General features: G+C 69.1%; 26 protein-coding genes. 6 read left to right on the top strand and 20 right to left on the bottom strand.

Going from position 1 to position 23,008, the window contains the following annotated elements; all coding sequences use genetic code 11:
• Window positions 1-23 precede the first annotated feature (23 nt).
• Window positions 24-632, top strand: a complete 609-nt coding sequence (locus EV653_RS06150; protein ID WP_134098775.1) for a GNAT family N-acetyltransferase — start codon at window positions 24-26, stop codon at window positions 630-632.
• Here EV653_RS06150 and EV653_RS06145 read toward each other — a convergent pair whose 3' ends face one another.
• On the bottom strand, window positions 633-2,237 hold the full coding sequence (locus EV653_RS06145; protein WP_134098773.1) for a DNA polymerase Y family protein: 1,605 nt from the start codon (window positions 2,235-2,237) through the stop codon (window positions 633-635).
• Window positions 2,237-3,070: a hypothetical protein gene (locus EV653_RS06140; RefSeq protein WP_238159594.1), complete on the bottom strand. Its 834-nt coding sequence runs from the start codon at window positions 3,068-3,070 to the stop codon at window positions 2,237-2,239. The genes EV653_RS06145 and EV653_RS06140 overlap by 1 nt, the downstream gene beginning before the upstream one ends.
• 98 nt (window positions 3,071-3,168) lie before the next feature.
• Between EV653_RS06140 and EV653_RS06135 the strand changes: the two genes are divergently transcribed.
• Window positions 3,169-3,633: a PPOX class F420-dependent oxidoreductase gene (locus EV653_RS06135; protein ID WP_134098771.1), complete on the top strand. Its 465-nt coding sequence runs from the start codon at window positions 3,169-3,171 to the stop codon at window positions 3,631-3,633.
• Between the two features lie 35 nt (window positions 3,634-3,668).
• Complete coding sequence (locus EV653_RS06130; protein ID WP_134098769.1) at window positions 3,669-4,388, top strand: PIG-L family deacetylase; 720 nt, start codon at window positions 3,669-3,671, stop codon at window positions 4,386-4,388.
• On the opposite strand, the gene EV653_RS06125 is transcribed toward EV653_RS06130, so the two are convergent.
• The 13 genes from EV653_RS06125 to EV653_RS06065 all read right to left on the bottom strand — a co-directional run bounded on the left by EV653_RS06125 (window position 4,372) and on the right by EV653_RS06065 (window position 15,434).
• Window positions 4,372-5,076, bottom strand: coding sequence for a GntR family transcriptional regulator (locus tag EV653_RS06125; protein ID WP_134098767.1), 705 nt, complete (start codon window positions 5,074-5,076; stop codon window positions 4,372-4,374). The two genes, EV653_RS06130 and EV653_RS06125, sit on opposite strands and share 17 nt — an antisense overlap.
• A gap of 133 nt (window positions 5,077-5,209) precedes the next feature.
• Window positions 5,210-6,148, bottom strand: a complete 939-nt coding sequence (locus EV653_RS06120) for a quinone oxidoreductase family protein (protein ID WP_134098765.1) — start codon at window positions 6,146-6,148, stop codon at window positions 5,210-5,212.
• A gap of 61 nt (window positions 6,149-6,209) precedes the next feature.
• A complete protein-coding gene (locus tag EV653_RS06115; RefSeq protein ID WP_134098763.1) occupies window positions 6,210-7,109 on the bottom strand; it encodes an amidohydrolase family protein in 900 nt (299 codons plus the stop codon).
• Between the two features lies 1 nt (window position 7,110).
• Complete coding sequence (locus tag EV653_RS06110) at window positions 7,111-7,500, bottom strand: cupin domain-containing protein (RefSeq protein WP_134098761.1); 390 nt, start codon at window positions 7,498-7,500, stop codon at window positions 7,111-7,113.
• A complete protein-coding gene (locus EV653_RS06105) occupies window positions 7,497-9,056 on the bottom strand; it encodes an FAD-dependent monooxygenase (RefSeq protein ID WP_134098759.1) in 1,560 nt (519 codons plus the stop codon). Before EV653_RS06105 ends, EV653_RS06110 begins: the two co-directional genes overlap by 4 nt.
• A 4-nt stretch (window positions 9,057-9,060) precedes the next feature.
• Window positions 9,061-9,795, bottom strand: a complete 735-nt coding sequence (locus tag EV653_RS06100) for an SDR family NAD(P)-dependent oxidoreductase (protein ID WP_134098757.1) — start codon at window positions 9,793-9,795, stop codon at window positions 9,061-9,063.
• Complete coding sequence (locus EV653_RS06095; RefSeq protein WP_134098756.1) at window positions 9,792-10,490, bottom strand: GntR family transcriptional regulator; 699 nt, start codon at window positions 10,488-10,490, stop codon at window positions 9,792-9,794. Before EV653_RS06095 ends, EV653_RS06100 begins: the two co-directional genes overlap by 4 nt.
• Complete coding sequence (locus EV653_RS06090; protein WP_134098755.1) at window positions 10,487-11,320, bottom strand: fumarylacetoacetate hydrolase family protein; 834 nt, start codon at window positions 11,318-11,320, stop codon at window positions 10,487-10,489. Before EV653_RS06090 ends, EV653_RS06095 begins: the two co-directional genes overlap by 4 nt.
• A gap of 42 nt (window positions 11,321-11,362) precedes the next feature.
• Window positions 11,363-11,758 (bottom strand): RidA family protein, encoded by a 396-nt coding sequence (locus tag EV653_RS06085; protein ID WP_134098754.1) that lies wholly within the window; start codon window positions 11,756-11,758, stop codon window positions 11,363-11,365.
• Window positions 11,758-12,846, bottom strand: a complete 1,089-nt coding sequence (locus tag EV653_RS06080; protein WP_134098752.1) for an Ldh family oxidoreductase — start codon at window positions 12,844-12,846, stop codon at window positions 11,758-11,760. Before EV653_RS06080 ends, EV653_RS06085 begins: the two co-directional genes overlap by 1 nt.
• On the bottom strand, window positions 12,843-13,622 hold the full coding sequence (locus EV653_RS06075) for an ABC transporter permease (protein WP_134098750.1): 780 nt from the start codon (window positions 13,620-13,622) through the stop codon (window positions 12,843-12,845). Before EV653_RS06075 ends, EV653_RS06080 begins: the two co-directional genes overlap by 4 nt.
• A complete protein-coding gene (locus tag EV653_RS06070; protein ID WP_134098747.1) occupies window positions 13,619-14,398 on the bottom strand; it encodes an ABC transporter ATP-binding protein in 780 nt (259 codons plus the stop codon). Before EV653_RS06070 ends, EV653_RS06075 begins: the two co-directional genes overlap by 4 nt.
• A gap of 16 nt (window positions 14,399-14,414) precedes the next feature.
• Window positions 14,415-15,434: an ABC transporter substrate-binding protein gene (locus EV653_RS06065; protein WP_134098745.1), complete on the bottom strand. Its 1,020-nt coding sequence runs from the start codon at window positions 15,432-15,434 to the stop codon at window positions 14,415-14,417.
• A gap of 373 nt (window positions 15,435-15,807) precedes the next feature.
• Between EV653_RS06065 and EV653_RS06060 the strand changes: the two genes are divergently transcribed.
• Window positions 15,808-17,103 (top strand): sensor histidine kinase, encoded by a 1,296-nt coding sequence (locus EV653_RS06060; RefSeq protein WP_238159593.1) that lies wholly within the window; start codon window positions 15,808-15,810, stop codon window positions 17,101-17,103.
• A gap of 1 nt (window position 17,104) precedes the next feature.
• A complete protein-coding gene (locus tag EV653_RS06055; RefSeq protein WP_134098743.1) occupies window positions 17,105-17,755 on the top strand; it encodes a response regulator transcription factor in 651 nt (216 codons plus the stop codon).
• Between the two features lie 11 nt (window positions 17,756-17,766).
• Here EV653_RS06055 and EV653_RS06050 read toward each other — a convergent pair whose 3' ends face one another.
• Complete coding sequence (locus EV653_RS06050; protein ID WP_134098741.1) at window positions 17,767-18,315, bottom strand: MarR family winged helix-turn-helix transcriptional regulator; 549 nt, start codon at window positions 18,313-18,315, stop codon at window positions 17,767-17,769.
• A 125-nt stretch (window positions 18,316-18,440) separates the two neighbouring features.
• On the opposite strand from EV653_RS06050, the gene EV653_RS06045 reads away from it, so the two are divergent.
• Entirely contained in the window at window positions 18,441-19,109 is a 669-nt protein-coding gene (locus tag EV653_RS06045) for an FMN-dependent NADH-azoreductase (protein WP_134098739.1), read from the top strand.
• Window positions 19,110-19,151: 42 nt separating this feature from the next.
• Here the strand turns inward: EV653_RS06045 and EV653_RS06040 are convergent, their stop codons facing one another.
• From EV653_RS06040 to EV653_RS06025, 4 genes are read right to left on the bottom strand one after another with little or no spacing between them, the layout of a single operon-like run.
• On the bottom strand, window positions 19,152-19,994 hold the full coding sequence (locus tag EV653_RS06040; protein ID WP_134098737.1) for a putative RNA methyltransferase: 843 nt from the start codon (window positions 19,992-19,994) through the stop codon (window positions 19,152-19,154).
• Window positions 19,995-19,999: 5 nt separating this feature from the next.
• A complete protein-coding gene (locus tag EV653_RS06035; RefSeq protein WP_134098735.1) occupies window positions 20,000-20,887 on the bottom strand; it encodes an ABC transporter permease in 888 nt (295 codons plus the stop codon).
• Complete coding sequence (locus EV653_RS06030) at window positions 20,874-21,806, bottom strand: ABC transporter ATP-binding protein (RefSeq protein WP_238159592.1); 933 nt, start codon at window positions 21,804-21,806, stop codon at window positions 20,874-20,876. Before EV653_RS06030 ends, EV653_RS06035 begins: the two co-directional genes overlap by 14 nt.
• 2 nt (window positions 21,807-21,808) lie before the next feature.
• Window positions 21,809-22,936 carry a LolA family protein gene (locus tag EV653_RS06025; RefSeq protein WP_238159591.1) on the bottom strand — a complete coding sequence of 376 codons (1,128 nt, stop codon included), beginning with the start codon at window positions 22,934-22,936 and terminating at the stop codon, window positions 21,809-21,811.
• Between the last annotated feature and the right edge of the window lie 72 nt (window positions 22,937-23,008).

Below are 23,008 nucleotides of genomic sequence, written 5' to 3'. Positions count from 1 at the left end.
GAACTCGCGTTAATCTGCTCGGCATGGTGATCGATGAGTCGCAGCTGACCGTCGTACCGGCGAACGAGGCGCCCTGGGAAGACCTTCAAACGATCTTCGGTACGACGGACGCCGGGCAGTGCCAATGCCAGCGGTTCAAGATCCGCGGGTGGATCTGGCGGGACTCGACGCTGGACGAGCGGATGACGCGACTACAGGACCAGACCGCCTGCGGTACGCCGGACGCGCCGTCGACGAGCGGGCTGATCGCGTACGTCGACGGCGAGCCGGCCGGCTGGGTCGCTGTCGAGCCGCGCACGGCGTACCCGAAGCTGCGAACATCGCGGGTGCCGTGGACGGACCGCTCCGAGGACAAGGACGACGAGAGCGTCTGGGCGGTCACGTGCATGACGGTCCGCAAAGGCTTCCGTGGCCGCGGCCTCACCTATCACCTGGCCCGCGCGACCATCCCGTACGCCCGCAGCCGCGGCGCCCGCGCGCTGGAGGCCTACCCGATGTTCACCCAACCCGGCAAAACCATCACCTGGGGCGAACTCCACGTCGGCCCCCACCAGGCCTTCGAGGAGGCCGGCTTCAAGCAACTCACCCACCCCACCCTCCGCCGGACCGTGATGCGGATCGACTTCACGTAATCAGTCGTAGGTGGCTTGGGCCTGCCAGGCTGCTTGGTGGAGGGTGAAGAGCCAGGCGCGGGTGTCGGCGGTCTGGAACTGGAAGCGTGCCTGGCGGGACTCGGTGGCGGGGTCCCACCAGCGTTCGGTGCTGAGCCAGGGGCCGGCCCAGGCCGTGATCGGGTGAAGTTTGTTGCTGTCGGCAACTTGAATGCCGGAGCCGCCGGTGGGCAGCAAGGAGAACGCGGCCGGTACGCCGGACAGCTCGCCGCGGGCACTGACCGACACCTGTGCGCCGTCCGCGGCGAACACCTTCGCGGGGATCGGCTCCGGGAAGATCGTGGTCGGCGCCGGCGTCGGCCAGCGCTCGGCCCCGGTGATCGCCCCGGGCCACGGCTGATCCGGCGGCCGCGCGGGCACCGGCGGATCGCCCCAGGGGATCAGCGTCTGCCGGTCGGCGAACCCTCGGCCGCCGCCGATCACCACCGACACGACCGCGCCGTGACCCAGCATGCTCTGCACCCGCGACAACGCCCGGTGGATCCGCTCGTCCGGGCCGCCGCCCCACAGCCCGTCGACATGCGCGCCGACCGGATCCGCCTGCTCCGGGATCAGCCGGATCCGCACGACGGGCGACGTCAGCTCACTGGTCGCCGTCCCGCTCCCCTGCAACTGCCAACGCACGCGGTCCACCACGTCCGCCGCGGTGAACCAGCGTGGATGCAGCCACTCGCGCTCGTGGATCCGCCCGGACTCGGTGCCGACCTCGACCCGCAGCGTCGTACACACCAGGCCGAGCTCGGTCAGCCGGACGATCAGCTCGTCGGCGATCGCACGGACCGCGAACGCGACCTGGTCGACCCGGTCGACGGCCGGCTCGAAGTCGAGAGCCCGGGTCAGCTCCGGCGGGACCTCCCGGCCGGTCACCGGGCGATCGTCGGAGCCGCTCGCCAGCCGATGGGCAAATGCGCCACTGGGACCGAACCGGGTCAGCACCTCCGTCCCGGACAGTTCGGCGAACGCACCCAGCGACCGCAACCCCAGCCGGCGCAGCAGATCCGTGAGCTCCGGCTGCTCGAGCAGATCGACCGACAACGGCGCGAGGAACTCCGGTGATCCGCCAGGCGGCACCACTTGCACCCTGGTCCGCGCGGAGCTCGCCCGCGCCGCCTGCTCGGCGGCGAACGGACCGTCGGCGATCCCGATCCGGCTGCCCGGCACGTCGAACGTCTCCAGCCGGTCGAGCAGCTTCTCCGCCGCCTTCTCCTCGCTGCCGTAGAACCGGGCCGGACCGCGCGCCTTCAACGCGCACATCCCCGGGCGGATCACCTGCACGCCCGGCGTGATCGCCTCCAGGCACGCGATCACCGGATCGAACGCGCGCGCGTCGATCACCGGGTCGTACTTCAGCACGACCAGCTCCGGGCACCGCGACTGCGCGTCCCGAGCCCGCTGCCCGCGCCGCACCCCCTCGGCCCGCGCGGCCGCCGAGGTGGCGAGCACCTTCCCCTTCTCCAGCACGACGATCGGTTCGTCCGGCGAGCGTCCGGTCGCCACCGCGGCCGCCGTCACCGGCCAGTCGGGCACCCAGATCACCATCGTGCGGGTGAGTCCGCGGCCGCCCATCAGCCCACCGCCCCGATCTGATCCGCCCACTCTTCCTGCCAGCCCGGGCCTTCCTGACGAAACAGGTCGGCCTCACGAGCCGGCTCGGCAGGCCGGACAGCACCGTCAGGGCCAGGAAGCCAGAGCTCATGACGACGAGCGCGCACGGCGGCCCGCCGACCGGTCACCGCCACCGTCGCCCGGCGGCCGGTGATCAGTCCCTCGCCGTCGCCGAGACCGGTCCAGGTGTTGCTCTCGATCTCGAACCGGGCCTCGCTGCCGGGCCACGACCCGTACGCGATCAGCATCGCGCCGCGGGTCCGGAGCCGGGCGGCGAGCCGGGACGCCTCCCCCGGGGTCACCTCCCCGGGCGGCCGGACGACCACCACTGTCAGCGCGTCCACCAACGCGGCGACGACGCTGAGCCACTCGCGGCCCGGATCCGGGACCAGCACGAGCCGCTCCAGATCGACGCCGAGCCCACGCGCCGCCTCGGCACCGAACGACGGCACCCCGACGACACCGCACCAGGCGCCCTCCGCGGACGGACCGGCCATCAGCGCCATCACCAGGGCGGCGCTGCCACGCACGGAGTACACCGAGCCGCCGCGCAGGCTCGCCCCCGCCAGCAACTCGCTCACCGCCGGATGCGTGGGCAACTCCCGATCGACTCCGGCCGTGTCCAACGCCTGCTGCACCCGCGCGACCGACGGCACCCGGCCGGTGACAGGAGCCGGTCGGGCACCCTCCTCCTCGTCGTCTTCAGCGGCCTTCCGCGCCTTGACCTGAGCGAGGAGCAGGCGTGCCTGGTCGAGCGCCGTGACCCGGCTCGTCGCTGCCTCGCTCCCCGTCATGAATCCATGTTCGAACACCTGTTCGAACATGTCAATCCGGCCGTCCACAGGCCCGGGATCTGGTGAGAGACCTCCAGCTTGACGCATAGGGTGGAGTCATGCCGAGGACTATTGCAACCAACACCAAGGTCGACCTCGAGGGGCTGCTGGAGTTCGTGCGGCCTCGTCATCACATGCTGCTGATCACGTACCGGGCGGACGGGACGGCGCAGGCGTCACCGGTGTCCGGAGGTGTGGATACCGAGGGCCGCATCGTCATCTCGTCGTACCCGGAGCGCGCCAAGAGCACCAACGTGAAGCGGACCGGCAAGGCCGGCGTGCTCGTGCTGTCGGACGACTGGAACGGCGCCTGGGTGCAGGTGGACGGCAGTGGCGAGGTGATCGAGCTGCCGGACGCGGTGGAGCCGCTGGTCGACTACTACCGCGCGATCTCCGGCGAGCACCCGGACTGGGACGAGTACCGCGAGGCGATGGTGAAGCAGGGCAAGTGCCTGATCCGCATCACCCCGGAGCGCTGGGGTCCGCTCGCCACCGGCGGCTTCCCGGCCCGCCTGGCCGACTGACCAGCTGGCTGACCGGCTGACCGGCTGACTGAGTGATGCCCACGGCGCTCGTCGTCCACGCGCACCCGGACGACGAGGTGTTCGCGACCGGCGTCGCGACCTCCGTGCTGCACGAGCAGGGCTGGCACGTCGTACTGCGTGTTGCCACCGCCGGGATGCACGGAGCCGCGGACCACCTCACCGACTCCTGCGCGCTGCTCGGGATAGACGAGTGGGACTGGCTCGGCGCAGCGGACCAGTGGATCGATGACGGTGGCTACAACGGCCCGCGGACGTTAGCCGCGGCGCCGCCGGCCGACGTGGCCGCGGAGGTTGAGAAGGCAGTCCGCGAGCTCGAACCAGAGCTCATCCTCACAGTGGGGCGTGACGGACTCACCGGGCATCCGGACCACATCGCCATCTCACAAGCAGTCCAGCGAGCACTCCAGCACGTCCAGTGCCGCACCCTGGGTGCCCGCGTTAGAGCCGAGGACGTGCGCGCGGGAGAGCGCCTGATCCAGCAGTTGGCTCCGGGACAACAGATCGGGTCAGGCCACGTCACCGGATGCGACGGACCGCTAGAGGAGCTCAGGGGAGGGTCCGAGCAGCGCAGGCGGCAAGCTCTGGACGAGTACTACGACGGCCTGGGCAGCAAGCCGCTTGAAGAGCTCATCGGCGTCCACCGCTCGAGCAGTGACGGCCTGCTGCTCCGAGCGGTCTTCGACGCGACCGGCTGGCAGCAAGACCGGTTCGAAGAGCTCAGGGCTTGCCAGTAGAACGAGCCGAGCGACGCTCCATCGTCTCGGTGATGCGCTGCATCGCGCCTTCCAGGTGTTCGCGCAGCGCGGCCTCGGCGCCTGCCTCGTCGTGCGCAACACAGGCGTCGAGGATCGCCTGGTGTTCCCGTCGGGTCTGCTCTATGCGGGCCTTGGTCTGCCGCGAGCCGAACCGGTAGCGCTCACTGTTCTGCCAGACCGGCTCGATCGCTCGCGGTAGCCACCGCGAACCGCCGGCCCGGTAGATGGCGAAGTGGAATTCGGTGTGCGCCTGCCGGGACGCGATGTTGTCGCCCAGCTTCGACAACCGGACGTGCTCGGCCAGTGCGTCGCGTGCGGTCGAGGCGTCCGAGTCGGAGAACCGCGTCGCGGCCGCACGCACCGCAAGAGACTCCAGCGCCAACCGGGTTGCGTGGGTGTCGCGCAGGTCCTCCATCGACAGCTCACGGACCCAGGCGCCCTTGTGCGGGACGATCTCGACCAGTCCGAGCGCAGCCATCCGGCGCAGCCCTTCGCGGATCGGCATCTGGCTCATGTCCAGCCGTTTGGCGAGCTCCTCGAGCCGCAGCGCCGTACCACTGGGGAGCTCGCCGGACAGGATGAGCTCGTGCAGCTCGGCGGCGGCTTCCTCGGCGAGCGTACGACGGCCGGTAGGCCCCCCAGGCGTGAGCTCGAGTCGTCGGATCATCAGTAGCGGGCTGCCTCTCTCCTATTCAGCTCTGGAGGTACCGTAGCCGCCGCTCGGGTATCTGCGGGCCTCCGACGGCGGATTGCCCAGTTCAGACCCCAGCAAACACAAGTGGTCTAGGCCGGCCGAAGAGTCAGCGCAATGCGGTCAGGTCCAGCAACACCCGCCCGGCCTGCCGATCCAGCGCGTCACCGGCCCGGTCCGCGGGCACCACGTCGTACTCCGCATGCCAGGACGCCGCTGCGATATCTGCGAGTGCCTGACCGACCGCATCCGGCGCCAGAGCAGTGCGTTGCAGGTTCACCGGCAGCACCCGGAGATCCCGGCCGATCAGCTGGTGCAGATCGATCGTGGTGAACTCACCGGCCTTGTAGCCCAGTACGGCGATCCGCCCGCCCGGAGTGATGTGCCCGAGGACCCCACCGGTCACCGGGCCACCCATGGTGTCGACAGCCGCGTCACACCACTGCAGCTCCCGTCCAACCTGTCCAAGTCCGTCGACGCGAACGATCTGGTCCACCAGTGCGGTCGTGGCATCGACAGACGCCTCCATCGCCACCAGACCGATCACCCGCGCCGCACCGGCCGACCGTGCGATCGCAGCGCACATCCTGCCGACCGCACCGTTCACGCCGGTGACGACAACTGTCTCGCCTTTCTGTACGTCGGCCACCCGTCGCACAGCGGTGTGTGCGGTCAACGCCTGCGTCAGCAACGTGAGTGCCGCTCCCGGCTCCAACGACGACGGCAGCCGATGTACGGCGGCATCCGGCACGACGGCGTACTGACCCCAGACACCCGCTCTCGTCACGCCGACGCCGTCGCCCCGGACGAGCACAGCTGTCCCGGCCCCGACGACATCCGAGCTGACGACCACACCCGTCCCCTCGGAGCCCGGCACGAACGGCACCGACGGCTGCTTGCCGGCCAGCGTCGACCGGTCCTGCGAAGTCACGGCAGCCAGCCGCATCTCCACCAACGTCTCACCCGGACCGGCTGTCAGCTCGACCTCTTCGGCCTTCAGCTGCTCCCCCGGCCCGTGACTGTGCAACACAGTCCCCCGTGTAGTCACGCCTCATCCCCGTTCACGATTTGATATCTGATCACAACCTCGACCAGACAGCACACTCGTCTCACCACGCGGCGACCTCCTTCGCCAGCGGCCGGGTCAGCACCTCGGCCGTCGCGGACCGCGCGGCGGACACCCCGTCGCTGCCCATCGGGAACGGCCAGTCACTCCCGGCCAGGACCCGCTCGGCACCGAACGTCGAAGTCAGCAGTTCCAGTACGGCGTCGTCGTGCACCAGATCGTCGACGTAGAACCGGCGCAGCGCCTCCGCGACCGGCAACGACACCGGCTCGATCCCGGGCCGTTCCGTGTCGATCCCGCGTTGCCACCGGCCGGCAACGGCCGCCGTCACACCACCCCCATGGCACAAGCAGAACCGGATCCCTGGAAACCGCCCCGGCACGTCGGCGAAGACGAGCGAAGCGGCGGCCACTCCGGTCTCGTACGGATTCCCTAACAGGTTCGACAAGTAGAACGAATCAAGCCGCTTGTCGTCACTGCTGCCGGGATGAATCAGGGTGAATGCCTCCAGCGCGTCCAGCACCCGCCAGACCGGATCCAGCCCGGCGTAGCTCGGCGTACCCAGTGCGAACCCGCCGAAGACGCCTTCACCGGCCAGACCGGCAGCCACTGCCGGCGCTGCCGGGTCCAGCAGCGGCAGATGCGCGAGGACACGCAGTTGCGGTGTGGCGAGCTCGCGGAGCCCCTGGTTGACCAGCTCGGACCACTCGACGCCGGCGTCGTACCGGAAGAGCGCGGGCGGCACGGAGACGACGGCGCCGTCCAGCGACTGCTCGGTGATCCACTGCAGCAGTGCGGCCGGGTCGGCGAGCCGACGCAGCGGCAGTCGCTGTCCGTCGACCACCAGCGAACCGCTGTCGACGGACAGCCCGAACTCACCCCGGTGCGCTGCCGACAGCACGGTCGGCGGGATCAGATGCGTGTGGACGTCCCAACCGGCCATGTCAGCGGGCGTCCTCGTCGTTGTCGTAGAAGTCCGGCCGCTCCGGGTAGTGCGGCCCGTCGTACACCTCCAGCAGGACAGAGGTCTCCTCTGCCCGCGTCGGTCCGTGCGTCACACCCTTGGGGTTCCAGTAGAAGCTGCCCTTGGTCAGCGTGGTCCCGGTCGGCAGGTACACGTACCGGCCGGACAGGCAGAACATGAACTGGTTCGAGGCGTGCTTGTGCTCGGACGGAATGCCGGAGCCCTTCTCGAAACGCACCAGTGCGATCGAGGCCTCGGTCTGCGGGTCCCGCCACAGCATCTTGTGGGACAGGCCGTCCAACGACTTCTCGACCCACTCCAGGTCGTCCGTCTGCAGCAGGATCTCCCGCAGCGGTTCGTCGAAACTCATGGAACCTCCTTACCGGTAATGCGGCTGTACAGCTCCTCCGCAACGCCAGTACTCATCGGAGCGACAGCAGCCACATGTCCGTCCGGCCGAAGCAGTACGACGGACTCCGGCGGTACGCCGTACCGCTTGGTGGCAACGCTTCCGGGGTCGAACAGCGCACGGTCCCGCAGACCGGAGTCGTGCGGCGCGTCCCACCGGGACACCGCGTAGTGCTGCAGCGCAGGCGATCCGTTCAGCGGGATCTCCGGGCGCCGGCGGACATCAGTGAAGTACAAGGCGACGAACGAGTCCCGGCACAGGTCGTGGATCGTCACCCGGCCTGTCGGGCTCTGCAGCACCAGGTCGGGCGCCCGGTCACCGGCCCGCACCGCAGGCGGTTCAGCCGCCGTGGCAACCATCGACCAGTCACCGGTGCCGTCCACGTCCAGCCGCACGCTCAGCAGAGTCCGCGTGTACGCCGTTGCCCAGTCGCTCGTTCCCGCTGTGACAGCGCCCTGCTGGAACGACATGTACTTCCGCGCAGCCTCGGCCATCTCGCCCGAGCCCTCGATCGCCACCGGACGCTGCTCCTGCTCGTACCCGTCCAGCAACGACGGATCGGCCCAGCCGCGCAGTACCCAGGCCAGCCGCCACGGCAGGTTCGACGCGTCCAGCGCACCGGTGTTCAGACCGAGCGCCCACATCGGGGTGATCAGGTGGGCCGCATCGCCCATCAGGAACACCCTGCGGTCCTTGGTCCACTGCTCCGCGACCCGGTGGTGCACGTTGTAGACCACCGAGCCCATCAGCTCGATGCGGTCCACCTCGCCGATGAACTGCTTCACCTTCACCAGCAGGTCCTCGTCACCCGGTGCGTCGGCGCCCGGTGCCAGCGGGAAGAGGAAGCGCCAGTTGTCGGGCTGCCGGATCAGCACCATCCACTCGGACTTGTCCGCGAAGTACGCGAGGTACGGGTAGTCCCTGGCGTTGTCGACGTCCAGGTCCACGACGACGTCGATCAACATGTACCGCTCCGGCAGGGTCTCCCCCACCACCTTCACGCCGAGCGCATCGCGGATCCGCGAACGCCCGCCGTCACAGGCCAGCAGGTACGACGCCTCCAGCTCCTGCGGACCGTCCGGTGTCTCCACCTGCAGCACCACGCGGTCGTCACGTACTTCGAACGACGTCATCCGGTGCTGCGTCCGCACCGGCGTGGACAGGGCCGCCGCGAGCAGCGGCTCCATCTTCTGCTGCGGCAGGTTGATGACGAACGGGAACTGCGTGTCGTTCGCCAGCTCGGCCAACTGCACCGAGGCCCGGGGCGTGTTGGTGGCCCGGTCGATGTCACCGATCTCGTCGATCCGCAGCGCAGCGCCGAGGATGCGGTCCACCGCGCCGTACCGGTTCCAGATCTCCAGCGTCCGGCTGAGCGTCGTACCGGCCTTGGTGTCGGAGGAGAGCGTGGCGTCCTCCTCCAGCAGCACGTACGGGATCCCGTAGTGCTCCAGGCCGAGGGCCGCGGTCAGACCGATGGGTCCGGCGCCGACCACGACAACGGGCAGCTGTTCAGTCAACTTGTCACTCCGTGGAACTCATGAAGCTCGTGAGCTTGGCAAAGGCACGTTCCCGGGCCAGCACCGACCCGGTCATCGCGGCCGCGTCGGACAGGAGGAACAGCAACGGCCCGACAACATCGTCGGGGTCGCCGATGCCTATGGTGTCGTGCCAGTGCTCCCGGTCCGCACCGCCGTTCGCAGTACGGAACTGGTCGGTGTCGATCACCCCTGGCGCGACCACGTTCACCCGGACCCGGTCGCCGGCCACCTCGACCGCCAGCGACTTGGCGAACGCCACCAGCGCGGCCTTGCTCGCGGCGTACGCCGATGCGCCTGCGTACCCGGTCGACGCCAGCCCCGACGTGAACACCACCACCGAGCCGGACTGCCGCTCCACCATCTGCGGTACGACGGCCTGACACGCCCACACCACACCGTCGAGGTTCACCTGCAGCGTGCGGGTCCACTCGGCCGCATCCATCTCCAGCACGGTCGACCGGGGCTGCACGGCCGCACCGGCGACCAGACCGTCGATCCGCCCGTGCCGCTCCAGCACACTGGCGACCGCAGCCTGTACGGCGGACCGGTCCGCTACGTCGACCTCGACGTACTCGACACCGTCAGCCGGCGGCGTGACGTCGAAGACGACCGCAGTACCGCCGGCGGCGTTGACTGCCTGTGCCAGCGCCGCACCGATGCCGCGCGCGCCGCCTGTGATCACCACGACCTCACCGGTCGCATCGAAGCTCGCCTTCATGACGTCTCCTTCTGCTTCGACGTCATCGTCTCGGTGATCCGCTGGAACGCGCCGGCCAGGTGACTGCGCAGCGCCAGCTCGGCCGCATCAGGGTCCTGCGCGACGCACGCGTCCAGGATCGCCTGATGTTCTTGCCGGCTCTTCTCGATCAGGAACGCCGTCTGCCGGCTCCCGAACCGGTAGCGCTCACTGTTCTGCCACACCGGCTCAATTGCTCGCGGCAACCACTGTGAACCGCTCGCCCGGTAGATCGCGAAGTGGAAGTCCGCATGGGCGTCGCGGGCGCCCGCGGAGTCCTCCGCCCGCGAGAGACGGAGATGCTCGGCCAGTGCGGCCGCTGCCTTCGTCAGGTCGTCCTCGGTGAACCGCGCCGCAGCCGCCCGTACGGCGAGACTCTCCAGAGCCAGCCTGGTCTCATGCGTGTCGCGCAGATCGGACAATGACAGGTCGCGCACCCACGCGCCGCGGTGCGGGATGATCTCGACCAGCCCGAGCGCCTCCAGCCGACGGAGTCCCTCGCGCACAGGCATCTGACTCATCTCGAGCCGGCTGGCCAGCTCCACGAGCCGCAACGGCGTACCGCTCGGCAGCTCGCCGGACAGGATCAGCTGGTGAAGCTCGGCAGCCGCGTGCTCGGCGAGGGTACGACGACCGCTCTTGCCGCCACCTGGCAGCAGTTCCAGAGGCCCGTTCATGCGCGTGTCACTCTGTTGCGCAGCTCGCCGAGTTTGTCGGAGCGGGTGACGACCACGTCGCCGTCCTTGAGGAACACCTGCGGATCGCGGGCGTTGCCGATGCCGGCCGGCGTACCGGTCAGCAGCAGGTCGCCCGGGCGCAGCGTCATACCGAACGAGAGCTCACTGATCACTGTGGCGACGTCGTACGCCATCTGCCGCGTGGACGCGTCCTGGCGTACCTCGCCGTTCACCATGCACTGCAGGTGGATGTCCTGCGGGTCGCCCACCTCGTCGGCGGTCACGATCCATGGACCCAGCGGCATGGTGTTGTCGATGCTCTTGCCCTTCAGCCACTGGCCGCCGTGCGCACGCTGCAGGTCGCGCTGCGACACGTCGTTGGCCAGCGTGTAGCCCCAGACGTGGTCCAGTGCGTCGGCGACAGCGATGTTCTTGCCGGTCTTGCCGATCACCAGCGCGACCTCGGCCTCGTAGTCCCACTTGGCAGAGATCGCCGGATCCCAGGCGATGTCGTCGTACGGACCGATCACCACGTCCGGGCCCTTGGTGAAGAACGTCGGGTGCTCGGGCCGGTCGACGTCCTGACCCTCGCGCTTGCCCTTGCTCTCCTCGAAGTGGTCCCAGTAGTTCCACCCGGTGCACAGGATGTCCCGCCGGAACCGCCGCAGCGGCGCGCGCAGGATCCCTTCGTCATAAGGAATCTTCTCGACCACCGACGCCTCACCAGAGATCACCTCGGTCAGGTCGGTTGCCGATAGCAACAGGACGGACTCCCCGTCGAGTACGCCGGGCACCTCGCGCCCGGCGTACTCCACCATCACGTACTTCATCTCAGGTCCACTCGACGCCACGCATACAACTCACCCCCGGGGTCATGCGATCACGGCGATCGCGTTGATCTCGATCAGGTAATCGGGATGTGCGAGCTTGCTGACCTCGACCATGGTCGACGCCGGCAGCGGCTCGGTGAAGTACTGCGCGCGGATCTCGTGGATCTTGGCGAAGTCCTCCATGTTGCGCACGTACACATCCACCCGGCAGACATCCGCCAGCGTGCCGCCGGCGGCCTCGACCGCCGCCTTCACGTTCTCGCACACCTGCCTGGTCTGTTCCCGGACGTCCCCGACCCCGGCGATCCCGCCGTCCGGCCGCCGGGCGGTCATCCCGGAAACGAACACCAGCCGCCCGGTCGCTTCGATCGTCGTGGCCTGCGAGAACACCCCATTCGGGCTCCGCAGCGCCTCGGTCGACACCTGGGTCTTTCCCATCAGCTCAACACCCCTCCCGCCGGTACGACGACGCCGGCCGCGCGCGCCGCCTCCAGCAGCCCGTCCAGTCCGGACCGCTCGATCAGCACACCGTGCCGGCGCTGGTACGCCGCACGCTCCGCCTCGATCTCACCCGGCAGATGCAGCCGGTTCACGCCCGGAGCCGTCGCGCTCCCCCGGACCCGCGCGGCCAGCCCGGACGAGCGCAGGCGGAAACTCTCTACGCCGCCCATCAACTCCGGGTCGATCGCCAGGAACAGGTGGGCGCAGTCGTTCGGCCGGTCCGGCTCCCGGTACAGCGGGCGGACCTGGTCGCCCCAGCCGCCACCGCTCAGCACACCCGTGAGTACGTCGATCATCAACGCCAGCCCGAAGCCCTTGTGACCGGCCGCCGGCAACAGCATGCCGAGCACGGCCTCCTCCGGGTCCGTGGTCGGCGTACCCGAGGAATCGGTCGCCCAGGTCTCGGGGATCGACCGCCCGGCCGAGGCCGCCAGCCGGATCTTGCCCAGGGCAACGGCCGACAACGCCATGTCCAGCACGATCTCCACGCCGGCCTTGGTCGGGACCGCGATCGCCAGCGGGTTGTTGCCGACGATCCGCTCGGCGCCGCCCGGAGCAGGCATCAACGGCGTGGTGTTCGACATCGCGATACCGATACACCCGGCCTGACCGGCTTGCATGGCCCAGCGGCTGGCCGCGCCGAAATGGTGCGCGTTGCGGACCGAGACCAGGCCGATGCCGTGCCGGCCGGCACGCTCGATCGCGTGGCCCATCGCCTGCGGGCTGGACAGCTGGCCCATCCCGCCGCGGGCATCCGCGACCATCGCGGCACCGGCGTCGAACAGGATGTCGAGCTCGCGCTCGCGGGTCACACCGCCGGCGTTCAGGCGTTCGACGTACATCGGAACCAGCATCACGCCGTGCGAACTCACACCGCGCAGATCCGCCTCGACCAGCGCAGCCGCAATCTTGTCCGCATCATCCGCCTCGAACCCGACCGCGCTGAACACCGCCGAAACCGTGCCCTGCAGCCACTCCGGCCGAACCAGCACCCGCCGATCCGCGTCAGACGCTTGCGCGGTCATCGCTTCTCCTGGGCCCAGGGGAGCAGCAGGTGCTCGAGTAGCACCAAGCCGTAGAACAGGATGATGCTCATCACGCTGAGGAGCATGATCGCGGCGAAGGCCAGGGTGGTGTCGGCGCTGGCGCCGGACTGCTGGATCACGTAGCCGAGTCCCTTGGTGGCGCCAACGAATTCGCCGATCACCGCGCCGATCACGGCCAGCGAGATCGCGACCTTGAACCCGGTGAAGATCTGCGGCATCGCGTACCGCAGCCGGAGCTTGAAGAACTCCTGTGCGCGCGTCGCGTTCAGCGACCGCATCAGCTCGACCAGCTCGGTCGGCGTCGACTTCATCCCCTGCGCGGTCGAGATGACGATCGGGAAGAAGCACATCAGCAGCACCATCACGACCTTCGGCCACTGACCGAAGCCCATCCACACCACCAGCAGCGGCGCGACCGCGACCTTGGGGATCGAGTTCACCATCAGCAGCAGCGGATAGACCAGCCGCTCGAGGATCACCGAGCGGACGATCAGCAGCGCGATCGGCACCCCGATGACGATCGCGAGCACGAAGCCCTCGAGCGTCTCGAGCAGCGACGTACCGGTCTCCGACAGCAGGACACCCGGCTGGTCGAAGAACTTGACCGCCACGTCCCACGGCGTCGGCAGCAGGTACGGCGCGATCGAGAACACGACCGTGGCGCCCCACCACAGCGCGATCGCTGCCGCCAGCCCGATGATCGGGAGGATGACGGCGGCCGCCGGCGAACTGGTCAGCCAGGAACGCTTGGTCATCGCCGGTCCTCGCTCTCCTTCTCCGAGAGCAGCGCGTGCAGCCGTGCGCTGATCGTGGCGACCTCGGTGACGTACGCGTTCTGGGCGAGGCTGCGCGGCCGCGGGATGTCGATGTCGACGACGTCGCGCATCCGGCCCGGACGCGGCGTCAGGACGACGACCCGGTCCGCGAGTACGACGGCTTCCTCGATCGAGTGCGTGACGAACACGATCGTGGTGGACAGCTCCATCTTGATCCGCTGCAACTCCTCGGACAGCTCGGTCCGGGTGAGCGCGTCGAGCGCGGAGAACGGCTCGTCCATAAGCATCACCTGCGGATCGCGGATCAACGACCGGCACAGCGACACCCGCTGCTGCATACCACCGGAGAGCTCGTGCGGCAGCCGCCGTTCGAACCCTTGCAGACCGACCAGCTCAAGCAACTGATGAGCCCGGTCCCGGTACGCCGCCTTGCTGCGGTCGCTGCCCTTGTCGATCTCGACCGGCAGCATCACGTTCGACAGCACCGACCGCCACGGCAGCAGGGCGGGCCGCTGGAACATGAACGACACGTCCCGGCGCGGTCCGGTGACGGGTTCATCCGCCACCGCGACCGAACCGGAAGTCGGCGGCAACAGTCCCGCGATCAGCCGGAGCAGAGTGGACTTGCCACATCCGGACCGGCCGATCAGCGTGACGAACTCACCGCCGCGGACGTGCAGGTCGATCTTCTCGAGGGCGGTCACCCGGCCCTCGCGTCCGTCGAAGACCTGCCCTACGCCGTCCAGGCGAATCATCAGTGCGCAGACACCCCTAGCTCTTCGGAGCCAAGCTCATCGTGACGACGTCGTCGGGCTTGACCGAACCCACCGGCATCGCCTTCGACTGCTCCAGCAGCGCGATGACCTTCTGCACCCGCTCGAGCGTGACCTCACCGAGCGGGCCGTCGAAGCCGTCCGGCTTGATGTACTTCTGCATGATCGTCAGCTCTTTGGTGGCGACGTCGACATCGGTGGCGGGCACGTACTTCTTCAGGGTCGCGGCCGCGGCGGCCGGGTCGTCGTAGGTGTCCTGCAGACCCTTGAGCAGCGCGCCGGTGAACTTCTTCACCTGGTCCGGGTGGTCCTTGGCCAGGTCCGACCGGGTGATGATCGCGTTGCCGTAGAGGTCCGGCAGCACGTCGCCGTACGGCAGCGTGATGACCTTGCGGCCCTTCTTGTCGGCCTTCGCGATCAGCGGTTCGCCGACCACGAACTGGCCGATGCCCTGGACCTTGCCGGCGGCCAGCAGGCTCGGCAGAGCCGGCGGCGGCGACGGGAGGAACGTGACCGACTTCGGGTCGATGTGCACCGCGTTGGCGTACACGGGGAACATGACGGTGTTGGTCGAGCCCGGCTGGTCGCCGATCGTCTTGTTGACCAGGTCGCTCGGCTTGTTGATCCCGAGGCCCTCGAGCGACATGATCGCGGCCATCGACCGCTGGTGGATCATGCCGACCGTGGTGACCGGCAGCTTCTGCTTGCCGAGGGTGATCACGGTCGCGGTGAAGTCGCCGATGCCGTAGTCGGCCTGACCGCCGGCCACCAGCTTCATCACGTCGACGGTGCCGGTCCCCGGGGTGATCTTGACGTCGAAGCCGGCGTCCTTGAAGTACCCCTTGTCCAGCGCGACGTACGCGTACGCCTCGCGGCCGAAGGTGTTGAACGACGTCAGGTAGTTGACCTTCTGCAGGCCGTTGTCGGCCTGACCGCCTTTGTCGTCACCATTACATGCACTGACCAGGGCGAGCCCCAGGACCGCCATCACCGCGATGACGGAACGCCTCAACCTCATATCGACCTCTCTCGTCCCGATATTTGATCAAACATCAAATATGGAAGGGTGGTCAATCCGCCCGCGGGGTCTTCACGGCGAATTGACGTCCGCCGTGCCGGGTCCTCGCAGAGCATGCTCGCCACCCGTCCTGGAGCCGTTCCCCATACCTGTCCGTAGCCGAACGGGCACCCGCCCCGACCACAGACCGTACCCGTCCGAGCAGCAGATCGCGACGCCCACAGCCGCAGAACCGGGCCCTGCAGCGTCAAATTTGCGTAAACCCTCAACTTCTTGGTGAGGCATCCCACTTCTCCTTGCGGGCGCACGGGTTTCCCCGCACTCACTCCGGCGAGGGAGGTGACACCGGCCCCGGCTTTGACACGATGTGACTGTGAAAGCAGTGGCACACGCGATCGGGAGCCTGTGGCGTCCGTCGACGTACCTGCGCTGGGTGTACCTGCTCCTCGGCTCGGCGCTGGTGCTGGCGTTCATCCTGGTGGACAGCGCGCTCGGCGCGGTGGTCACCGACCTCGGCCTGCCGAAAGTTGCCACCGGCATCATCTGGGTGCTGATGGGACTCGTGCCGCCGGTCGTGCTCGGTCTGCTGCCCGCCGTGCGCGAGGTGGAGGGCATCGCGGTCGAATCGCTGCTCGCGGTGCGCTTCGACGAGCGGCCGCTCGGTCCGGCGCGGACCTGGCCGCAGCGGCGGCGGACCGTCGTCTGGTTCTGCCTGCATCTGGTCGCCGGCGGGGTCATCGGAATTCTCAGCACGATCGTGTTCGGCGTCGGCGCGATCTGGCTGGCCGCGCCGTTCCGGTCGGCCGGATCGCGCGACATCGTGCCCGGCTGGTCGTACGACATCCACGGCAACTGGACCGACCTCTGGATGCCCGCGGCCGCGACCGCCGGTCTCGCCGGACTGTTCCTGCTGTCGGCCGCGGTCGGCGCATTGCTGGCGTATCTCGCGCCGCGCGTCCTCGGACCGACCGCGGCCGAGCGGATCGAGCTGCTCGAGCAACAGACCGCAACGCTTGCCGAGCGCAACCGTCTCGCCCGTGAACTGCACGACAGCGTCGGACACGCACTCAGCCTCGTCACCATCCAGGCCGCGGCGGCGCGTCGGGTCCTTGCCAGCGACCCCGACTTCGCCGAGACCGCACTGGCCGCGATGGAGACGTCCGCCCGGGCAGCTCTCGCGGATCTCGACCACGTGCTCGGCCTGCTCCGCGACGACCGCCGGCCGGGCTTGCGGACCACGCCGCAGGCCACGCTCGGTGGTCTGGACCGTCTCGTCGAGGCCACCCGGGCCGGCGGCATCACGATCGAGGTCGACCGGTCAGGCGATCTGGATCAACTACCGGCCGCGGTCTCCCGTGAGGCGTACAGAATCGTGCAGGAAGGCCTGACCAACGCGATCCGGCATGCCGGTCGTCCGGCCGGCGAGCTCGCCGTCGAGCTGTCGATCCGGCTGGACACGTCCGGGCTGCGGCTCGCGGTCACCAATCCGATGAACGGCAGGTCCGATCAGTCCGGCGGCGGCCGCGGCCTGGCCGGAATCCGTGAAAGAGTCGCCGTACTGCGCGGCACGGTGGACGCCGGTCCGGTCACGGAAACCGACACGGAGGACGATGGGCAGGCCTGGCGCCTCGCGGTCCGGTTGCCGGTCAGCATGACGACGAAGGGATGACATGAAGCTGTCGGTGGTCGTGGTCGACGACGAGCCGCTGATCCGGAGCGGGCTGCGCGCGATCATCAACGCCGAGCCCGACCTCACGGTGGTCGGCGAGGCCGGTGACGGCGCGGAGGTCCTGCCGGTGGTTCGCCGTACCGGCGCGGACGTCGTCCTGATGGATGTCCGGATGCCGGCGGTGGACGGCATCCAGGCGACCCGGTTGCTGCTCGAGAACCTGGACCCGGCGCCGCGCGTACTGGTGGTCACCACCTTCGAGAACGACGACTACGTGTACGACGCTTTGCGGGCCGGCGCGTCCGGGTTCTTGCTGAAGCGGACTCCCCCGGACGACATCATCGCGGCGATCCGGACCGTCGCGCGCAGCGAGTCACTGCTGTTCCCGGAGGCGATCCGCGCGTTGGCACTCGCCCATGCCGGTCCGCAGACTCCGAGCGGCCTGGAGGAGTACCAGCTGACCGAGCGGGAGCAGGAGGTGCTTCGGTTGATGGCGCGCGGCCTGTCGAACGCCGAGATCGCCGAAGAGCTGATCCTCGGTCTGCAGACGGTCAAGACCCACGTCGCCAACGTGCTGTCCAAGCTCAACGCCCGGGACCGCACGCAAGCGGTGATCCGCGCGTACGAGTCAGGTTTCGTGCCGCTGCACTAGCTCACGGGCCCCTAGGTGCTGGCGGGGTCGTCCGCTTCGGCCAGGGTGCACGCGTTGTGCAGGGGGTCGACGGCGTTGGCCTTCATCGCGACGCGCTGCAGGAGCATCCGGAAGCTGGCGCGCTCCGACTCTTCGAGGATGCCCAGCACCTCGTCCTCGGTGCTGCGCAGACGGCGCTCGAGGTCGCACAATGCCTCGATGCCCTCGTCGGTCGGCGCGATCAACCGCGCCCGGCGATCGGCGGGGTCGGGCCGGCGCTGCACGAGGCCCGCCTTCTCCAGGTCGTCGAGCAGATACGTCATCACGGTCCGGTCCACGCCGAGCTGTGCCGCCAAGTCGAGTTGCCGCTTCGGCCCCTCGGCGTTCGTCGTCGCGAGCACCTGGTAGCCGCGCGGCCCGCCGGGAAGACCCTCGAGCGCCGCCGCGGACGCCTTCGCGTATCGCCGGAAGACGACGCCCAGCGCCCAGCCGAGGTCGGCCTCCACCGGCGCGCCGCTGGCGACCGACGGCTCGACCCCGCGCGTACCGCGGGTCGCTACCTCAGGCGAAGTACTGGACATGTCCCCATCGTACGTGGTGTACGCCACCCGGAATACGATCTGACTTGAATATGTTCTGCTCCACAGATTATCTTCGAAGCAGCTCAACATGAGCACGCCCCCTCAACTCGATGGAGACAGAACCTATGAGCACCCTGCTACGCGTCGACGCCAGCATCCGGCTGGACGGTTCGGTGTCCCGCGCGCTGGCGGACAGCGCCGAGGCCGCCTGGAAGGCGGAGCACCCGGACGGTGTCGTGGTCCGGCGGGACCTCGGACAGCACCCGCTGCCCGCGACCGTGTGGCCGACGCTGGCCGCCGCCCAGGTGGGCCAGGAGCCGGTCGCCGACGCCGACCGGATGCCGCTCGCCGAGGCGCAGGCCATCGCCGCCGAGCTGGCGGCCGAGGCTCGCAACGCCGACGCGATCCTGCTCGCCGTGCCGCTCTACAACTACGGCATCGCACAGAACGCGAAGACCTGGATCGACCTGCTGCTGATGGACCGGGACCTTGCCTTCGGCTCCCGCCCGCTCGCCGGCCGGCCCGCGATCTTCGCCCTGGCCCGTGGCGGCGGCTACGCCCCGGGTACGCCGAAGCACGGCTGGGACCACGCCACGCCGTACCTCGAGCGGGTGTTCGCCGACCTGCTCGGCATGAACGTCCGCACTGCCGCCGCCGAGCTCACCCTGGCCCCGGTCACCCCGGGTATGGAGGAGCTGATCGACGCCTCCAAGGTCTCGGAGTCCGAGGCCCACGTCGACGCCGAGAACCACGGCACCGTCGTCGCCCGCGAACTGATCGGCCACGCGGCCTGATCAGCTGCTGATGCGGTCAGTGATGCCGAGCTCGAGCCGGCATCACGATGACCGATAGCGTGGCTGCCAGATCGACAGCGTGACCGACAGAGTCACGATCGCGGGCTCCGGGAGTACTGCGATCCGTTGCAGGAGCTCGCGGTAGTTCACGTGCCGCGCGCTCGGCGTCATCAGCACCAACTGCTCGACGGCCGTCCGGTCGAGCCGCATCGATTCCTCGATCGCCTCGCTGCCGATCCGGACGAACTCCCCCGACAGCGACTCCTGCAGCCGTCGGTCCTTCTCCTCGTCCACACTGACCAGTCCGAGGACGTCAACCAGCTCGGCGAGATGCTGCTGGTTCGGTGTGACCACGAGCAGACGGCCGGTAGGTGCAAGGACCCGGGCCATCTCGGCCGCGTTGCGCGGTGCGAACACGTTCAGCATCAGTTGCGCCGACCTGTCGAGCAGCGGCAGTTCCTGCCACGCGTCGCACACGACGGAGGCGATCCGCGGATCTACCTTCGCCACGCGGCGGGCGGCGAACTTCGACACATCCAGGGCGATTCCGCGTCGTTGCGGAGCCAGGCCCAGGACGCCTGCCAGGTAGTAGCCGGTGCCGGCGCCGACCTCCACGACCAGGTCGTCGGGCCCGAGTTCGGTGGCGATGATCAGCGCGTCCCGGATCGCCGCGTAGTGGCCGGTGCCGAGGAAGACCGTACGGGCGCCGACCATCTCCGCCGAGTCGCCCTCGATGCCGTTAGATGCCGCAGGCAACAGATTCAGGTAGCCCTGTTTGGCGAGGTCGTACGCGTGCCCGCGCGGGCACCGCGCCGTACGACCGACCAGCGTCAGCCCGTCGGCACAGACCGGGCAGCGCAGGGCGGCGACGAGATCGGCTCTCACCCTGCCTAGGTTATGTCGCGGCTCGTAATGCGAGCCCAGGCGGCGGTGTAGAACACGGCGACGTACCCGGCCTGGAGGAGCAGGTTGCGGCCGATCTCGTGCCAGTACGGCGGGTCGCGGAGCACGTCGGCGAACGACTGCCAGCGATACATCAGCAACCACGGGTGGATCGCGTGCAGTTGCGGGATCGCGGTCATGATGCCGAGCACGATGAACGTGCCGAACGTGGCCGCCATCGCCGCCAGCGGGGTTGATGTCAGCGACGAGACGAAAAGACCGATCGCGGCCAGCCCGAGCAGCGACAGCGAGATCACCAACGCGATCACGAGTGCCCGGAGCAGCCCCTCGCCGAGGGAGACGGTCGAGCCGGAGAGCAGGAGTACGTCGCCGACCGGGAACAGGATGAAGCCGACGATCAGCCCCGAGACCCAGATCGTCATCGTCGCGACCAGGCAGAAGACCGTGAGCGCGACCATCTTCGCCGCGAGCAGCCGGGACCGGCCGGCCGGTGCGGTCAGCAGGTTGCGCAGCGTGCCGAGGCTGGCCTCGCCGGCCAGCGACTCCCCCGAGATGACGGTGACCGCGGTCGGCAGGAAGAACGGCAGCGACAGGCCGAGGCTGGCCACGATCAGGAACAGGCCGTTGCCGGCGACCTGGCCGATGAATCCCTCGGCACCCCCGCTGTTGCCGGAGAGCTTGATCGCGATCCCGATCAGCAGCGGGACGGCGGCCAGCACCCCGAGACCCACCTGCGTCCGGGCGCGGCCGAACACCAGCCTGAGCTCGGAGATGAACAACGCCACGGTGTGCCGCCCGGCACTCGGCCTGGTGGCTGTGACCCTTGTGACCTCCGTGACCTCTGTGGCCTCCGCGGGTGCTTCACTCGGCGACATCGAAGCCCTCCCCGGTCAGCGCGACGAAGGTGTCCTCCAGGCTCGGGCGTTCCAGCCCGAAGCCGTGGATGCGTACGTCGGCCGCGACCAGCGCAGCCGCGAACTTCTCGATCGGCAGCTCGCCGGGATCGCCCTCGACGGTCTCCTCGGTGGTCTTCAGCTCGGTCACGCCCAGACCTTGCAGCGTTTCGGCCGCCGCGCCGAGGTCCGGCGTACGGACGACCAGGCGGGGGCGGAGCTCGGCGCGGAGATCCGCCACCGTGGACTGCCTGAGCAGCTTGCCGCGGTTCATGATCGCGGCGTGCGTGCAGACCTGCCCGACCTCGGCGAGCAGGTGGGTCGACGTGAAGACCGTCGTGCCGTCACCGGCCAGGTCGCGGATGAGGTGGCGCACCTCGCGGGTGCCCTGCGGGTCGAGACCGTTGGTCGGCTCGTCCAGCACGAGCAGCTCGCGCCGTTGCATGAGAGCGACCGCGATCGCGAGCCGCTGGCGCATACCCAGCGAGTACGCGCGGACCTTCTTGCCGGCCGCGTTGGAGAGACCGACGCGCTCCAGCGCCTCGCCGGCACGGGCCTTGCGGGTCTTCGGATCGGCGGTGCGGTCGGCGGCGTCGAAGCGCAGCAGGTTCGCCTGGCCGGTCCAGAACGGGTAGAACGCCGGTCCTTCGACCAGCGCGCCGACCCTTGGGAGGACTCGCAGGTGTGCCTTCGGCATCGGTTCGCCGAGCAGTTCGACCTCACCGGACGTCGGTGCGATCAGGCCGAGCAGCATCCGGATCGTCGTCGTCTTCCCCGACCCGTTCGGGCCGAGGAAGCCGTACACGCTGCCGGCCGGCACCTCGAGGTCGACCGCGTCCACCGCCACCTGCCCGCCGTGGAACCGTTTGGTCAGCCCGCGGGTGACGACCGGCGCGCTCACAGTCAGCGAGGTGCCTTCGCTGCGGCGGCCTGCAGGGTGTCCAGGGTGACCAGGCCGACGAAGACCCGGCCGTCGTCGGTGATCAGTGCGCTCACCATCTTGGTGGTCAGCACCTTGCCCCTACCCCACGAGCCCTGCACGGTTGGAGCCTTCGCCAGCAGTTGGGCGAGCGGACCGGCCGCCGGGTTCGACGCCAGGCCGGCGGCGTTGGCTCCGCGGATCATCGCGACGCTGTCCCAGCCGGTGCCGATAACGGTCGGCTTGTCCGGCCGCTCCGCACCGGGCTTGCCCGGCTTGACCGGCTTGCCCCGGTTCGGCGGCGCGCTCTCCGGGTGCTCGCGGGCGGCCGGCACCTTCTGGTCGGTGACCTTCACGCCCTTCGGCGGGGTGAAGGTGAAGGAGCTCGCCGCCGGTACGTCGAAGGACACCGAGGTGAAGCCCAGCTCGACCGCCGGGTCGTTGCCGGTCCGCGGCATCACGGTCACGTCCAGCGGGACCCAGGTCTTGGAGTCGATCGCGAGGGTGACCGAACCGACGGTGGTCTTGTCGGTCTTCGGCACCAGGCGCAGCTTGTAGGCGTCGCGGCCGGCGACCTTCTCGGTGCCGCTGACCTGGACCTTGGTGGTCGGGTCGATCGCGTCGAGGAACTGCTTGGCGACCGCCTGCGGGTCGTAGGCCTTCGGCAACGCCTTTTCGGGCTTGGCCGTCTTGTGCGCCGGCAGGGTCAGCTTCGTGGCCTCACGCTTGGACGAGTCGTACGCCCACGCCGACGTGCCGTCGGTGGTCCAGAGCTGCTCGGCCTGATTGTCGATCAGCGAGACCCGGGCCTTGTCCGGGCTGGCGAACGCGACCCGCGCGGTGTGCTGCCCGCTCAGCAGGTCGGTGAGCTCCCGGCTGCCGGGCGCCATGCCGGGGATCGCGGGCAGGCCGAGGTCCGCCTCCGAGCGGACGGTGCCGCTCAGGCCGTCCACCTTCGCGGTCTGCACCTTGGCCAGCAGATCCTGCGCGGTGATGCTCGGCAGCTTCGGCGACGCATCCGCGACCACTGGCCCGAGTGTCCCCACACCTGCCACCACTGCGACCGTCGCCACCGGAACCAACCACCGTCGACTGCGCTGCGCTACACCCATGTGTACAGCCTCGCACCGCACGGGGACGGAACCAAGTGCCCTCAGGGTAGGTTCACCCGAAAGAGTGAGTCC

Source organism: Kribbella pratensis (genome assembly GCF_004365355.1).
Lineage (GTDB): Bacteria > Actinomycetota > Actinomycetes > Propionibacteriales > Kribbellaceae > Kribbella.
The sequence above is the reverse complement of the archived record's forward strand: the minus strand, read 5'-3'. Positions and strand labels throughout refer to the sequence as shown.

What these genes read in the sequence shown, in the direction of transcription:
- EV653_RS06035 (WP_134098735.1), bottom strand. Translation starts at nt 20,887, where the DNA reads ATGTCGCCGAGTGAAGCACCCGCGGAGGCCACAGAGGTCACGGAGGTC.
- EV653_RS06050 (WP_134098741.1), bottom strand. Translation starts at nt 18,315, where the DNA reads ATGTCCAGTACTTCGCCTGAGGTAGCGACCCGCGGTACGCGCGGGGTC.
- EV653_RS06090 (WP_134098755.1), bottom strand. Translation starts at nt 11,320, where the DNA reads ATGAAGTACGTGATGGTGGAGTACGCCGGGCGCGAGGTGCCCGGCGTA.
- EV653_RS06055 (WP_134098743.1), top strand. Translation starts at nt 17,105, where the DNA reads ATGAAGCTGTCGGTGGTCGTGGTCGACGACGAGCCGCTGATCCGGAGC.
- EV653_RS06085 (WP_134098754.1), bottom strand. Translation starts at nt 11,758, where the DNA reads ATGGGAAAGACCCAGGTGTCGACCGAGGCGCTGCGGAGCCCGAATGGG.
- EV653_RS06125 (WP_134098767.1), bottom strand. Translation starts at nt 5,076, where the DNA reads ATGATCCGACGACTCGAGCTCACGCCTGGGGGGCCTACCGGCCGTCGT.
- EV653_RS06080 (WP_134098752.1), bottom strand. Translation starts at nt 12,846, where the DNA reads ATGACCGCGCAAGCGTCTGACGCGGATCGGCGGGTGCTGGTTCGGCCG.
- EV653_RS06135 (WP_134098771.1), top strand. Translation starts at nt 3,169, where the DNA reads ATGCCGAGGACTATTGCAACCAACACCAAGGTCGACCTCGAGGGGCTG.
- EV653_RS06095 (WP_134098756.1), bottom strand. Translation starts at nt 10,490, where the DNA reads ATGAACGGGCCTCTGGAACTGCTGCCAGGTGGCGGCAAGAGCGGTCGT.
- EV653_RS06110 (WP_134098761.1), bottom strand. Translation starts at nt 7,500, where the DNA reads ATGAGTTTCGACGAACCGCTGCGGGAGATCCTGCTGCAGACGGACGAC.
- EV653_RS06025 (WP_238159591.1), bottom strand. Translation starts at nt 22,936, where the DNA reads ATGGGTGTAGCGCAGCGCAGTCGACGGTGGTTGGTTCCGGTGGCGACG.
- EV653_RS06150 (WP_134098775.1), top strand. Translation starts at nt 24, where the DNA reads ATGGTGATCGATGAGTCGCAGCTGACCGTCGTACCGGCGAACGAGGCG.
- EV653_RS06140 (WP_238159594.1), bottom strand. Translation starts at nt 3,070, where the DNA reads ATGACGGGGAGCGAGGCAGCGACGAGCCGGGTCACGGCGCTCGACCAG.
- EV653_RS06070 (WP_134098747.1), bottom strand. Translation starts at nt 14,398, where the DNA reads ATGATTCGCCTGGACGGCGTAGGGCAGGTCTTCGACGGACGCGAGGGC.
- EV653_RS06115 (WP_134098763.1), bottom strand. Translation starts at nt 7,109, where the DNA reads ATGGCCGGTTGGGACGTCCACACGCATCTGATCCCGCCGACCGTGCTG.
- EV653_RS06100 (WP_134098757.1), bottom strand. Translation starts at nt 9,795, where the DNA reads ATGAAGGCGAGCTTCGATGCGACCGGTGAGGTCGTGGTGATCACAGGC.
- EV653_RS06045 (WP_134098739.1), top strand. Translation starts at nt 18,441, where the DNA reads ATGAGCACCCTGCTACGCGTCGACGCCAGCATCCGGCTGGACGGTTCG.
- EV653_RS06075 (WP_134098750.1), bottom strand. Translation starts at nt 13,622, where the DNA reads ATGACCAAGCGTTCCTGGCTGACCAGTTCGCCGGCGGCCGCCGTCATC.
- EV653_RS06065 (WP_134098745.1), bottom strand. Translation starts at nt 15,434, where the DNA reads ATGAGGTTGAGGCGTTCCGTCATCGCGGTGATGGCGGTCCTGGGGCTC.
- EV653_RS06130 (WP_134098769.1), top strand. Translation starts at nt 3,669, where the DNA reads ATGCCCACGGCGCTCGTCGTCCACGCGCACCCGGACGACGAGGTGTTC.
- EV653_RS06145 (WP_134098773.1), bottom strand. Translation starts at nt 2,237, where the DNA reads ATGGGCGGCCGCGGACTCACCCGCACGATGGTGATCTGGGTGCCCGAC.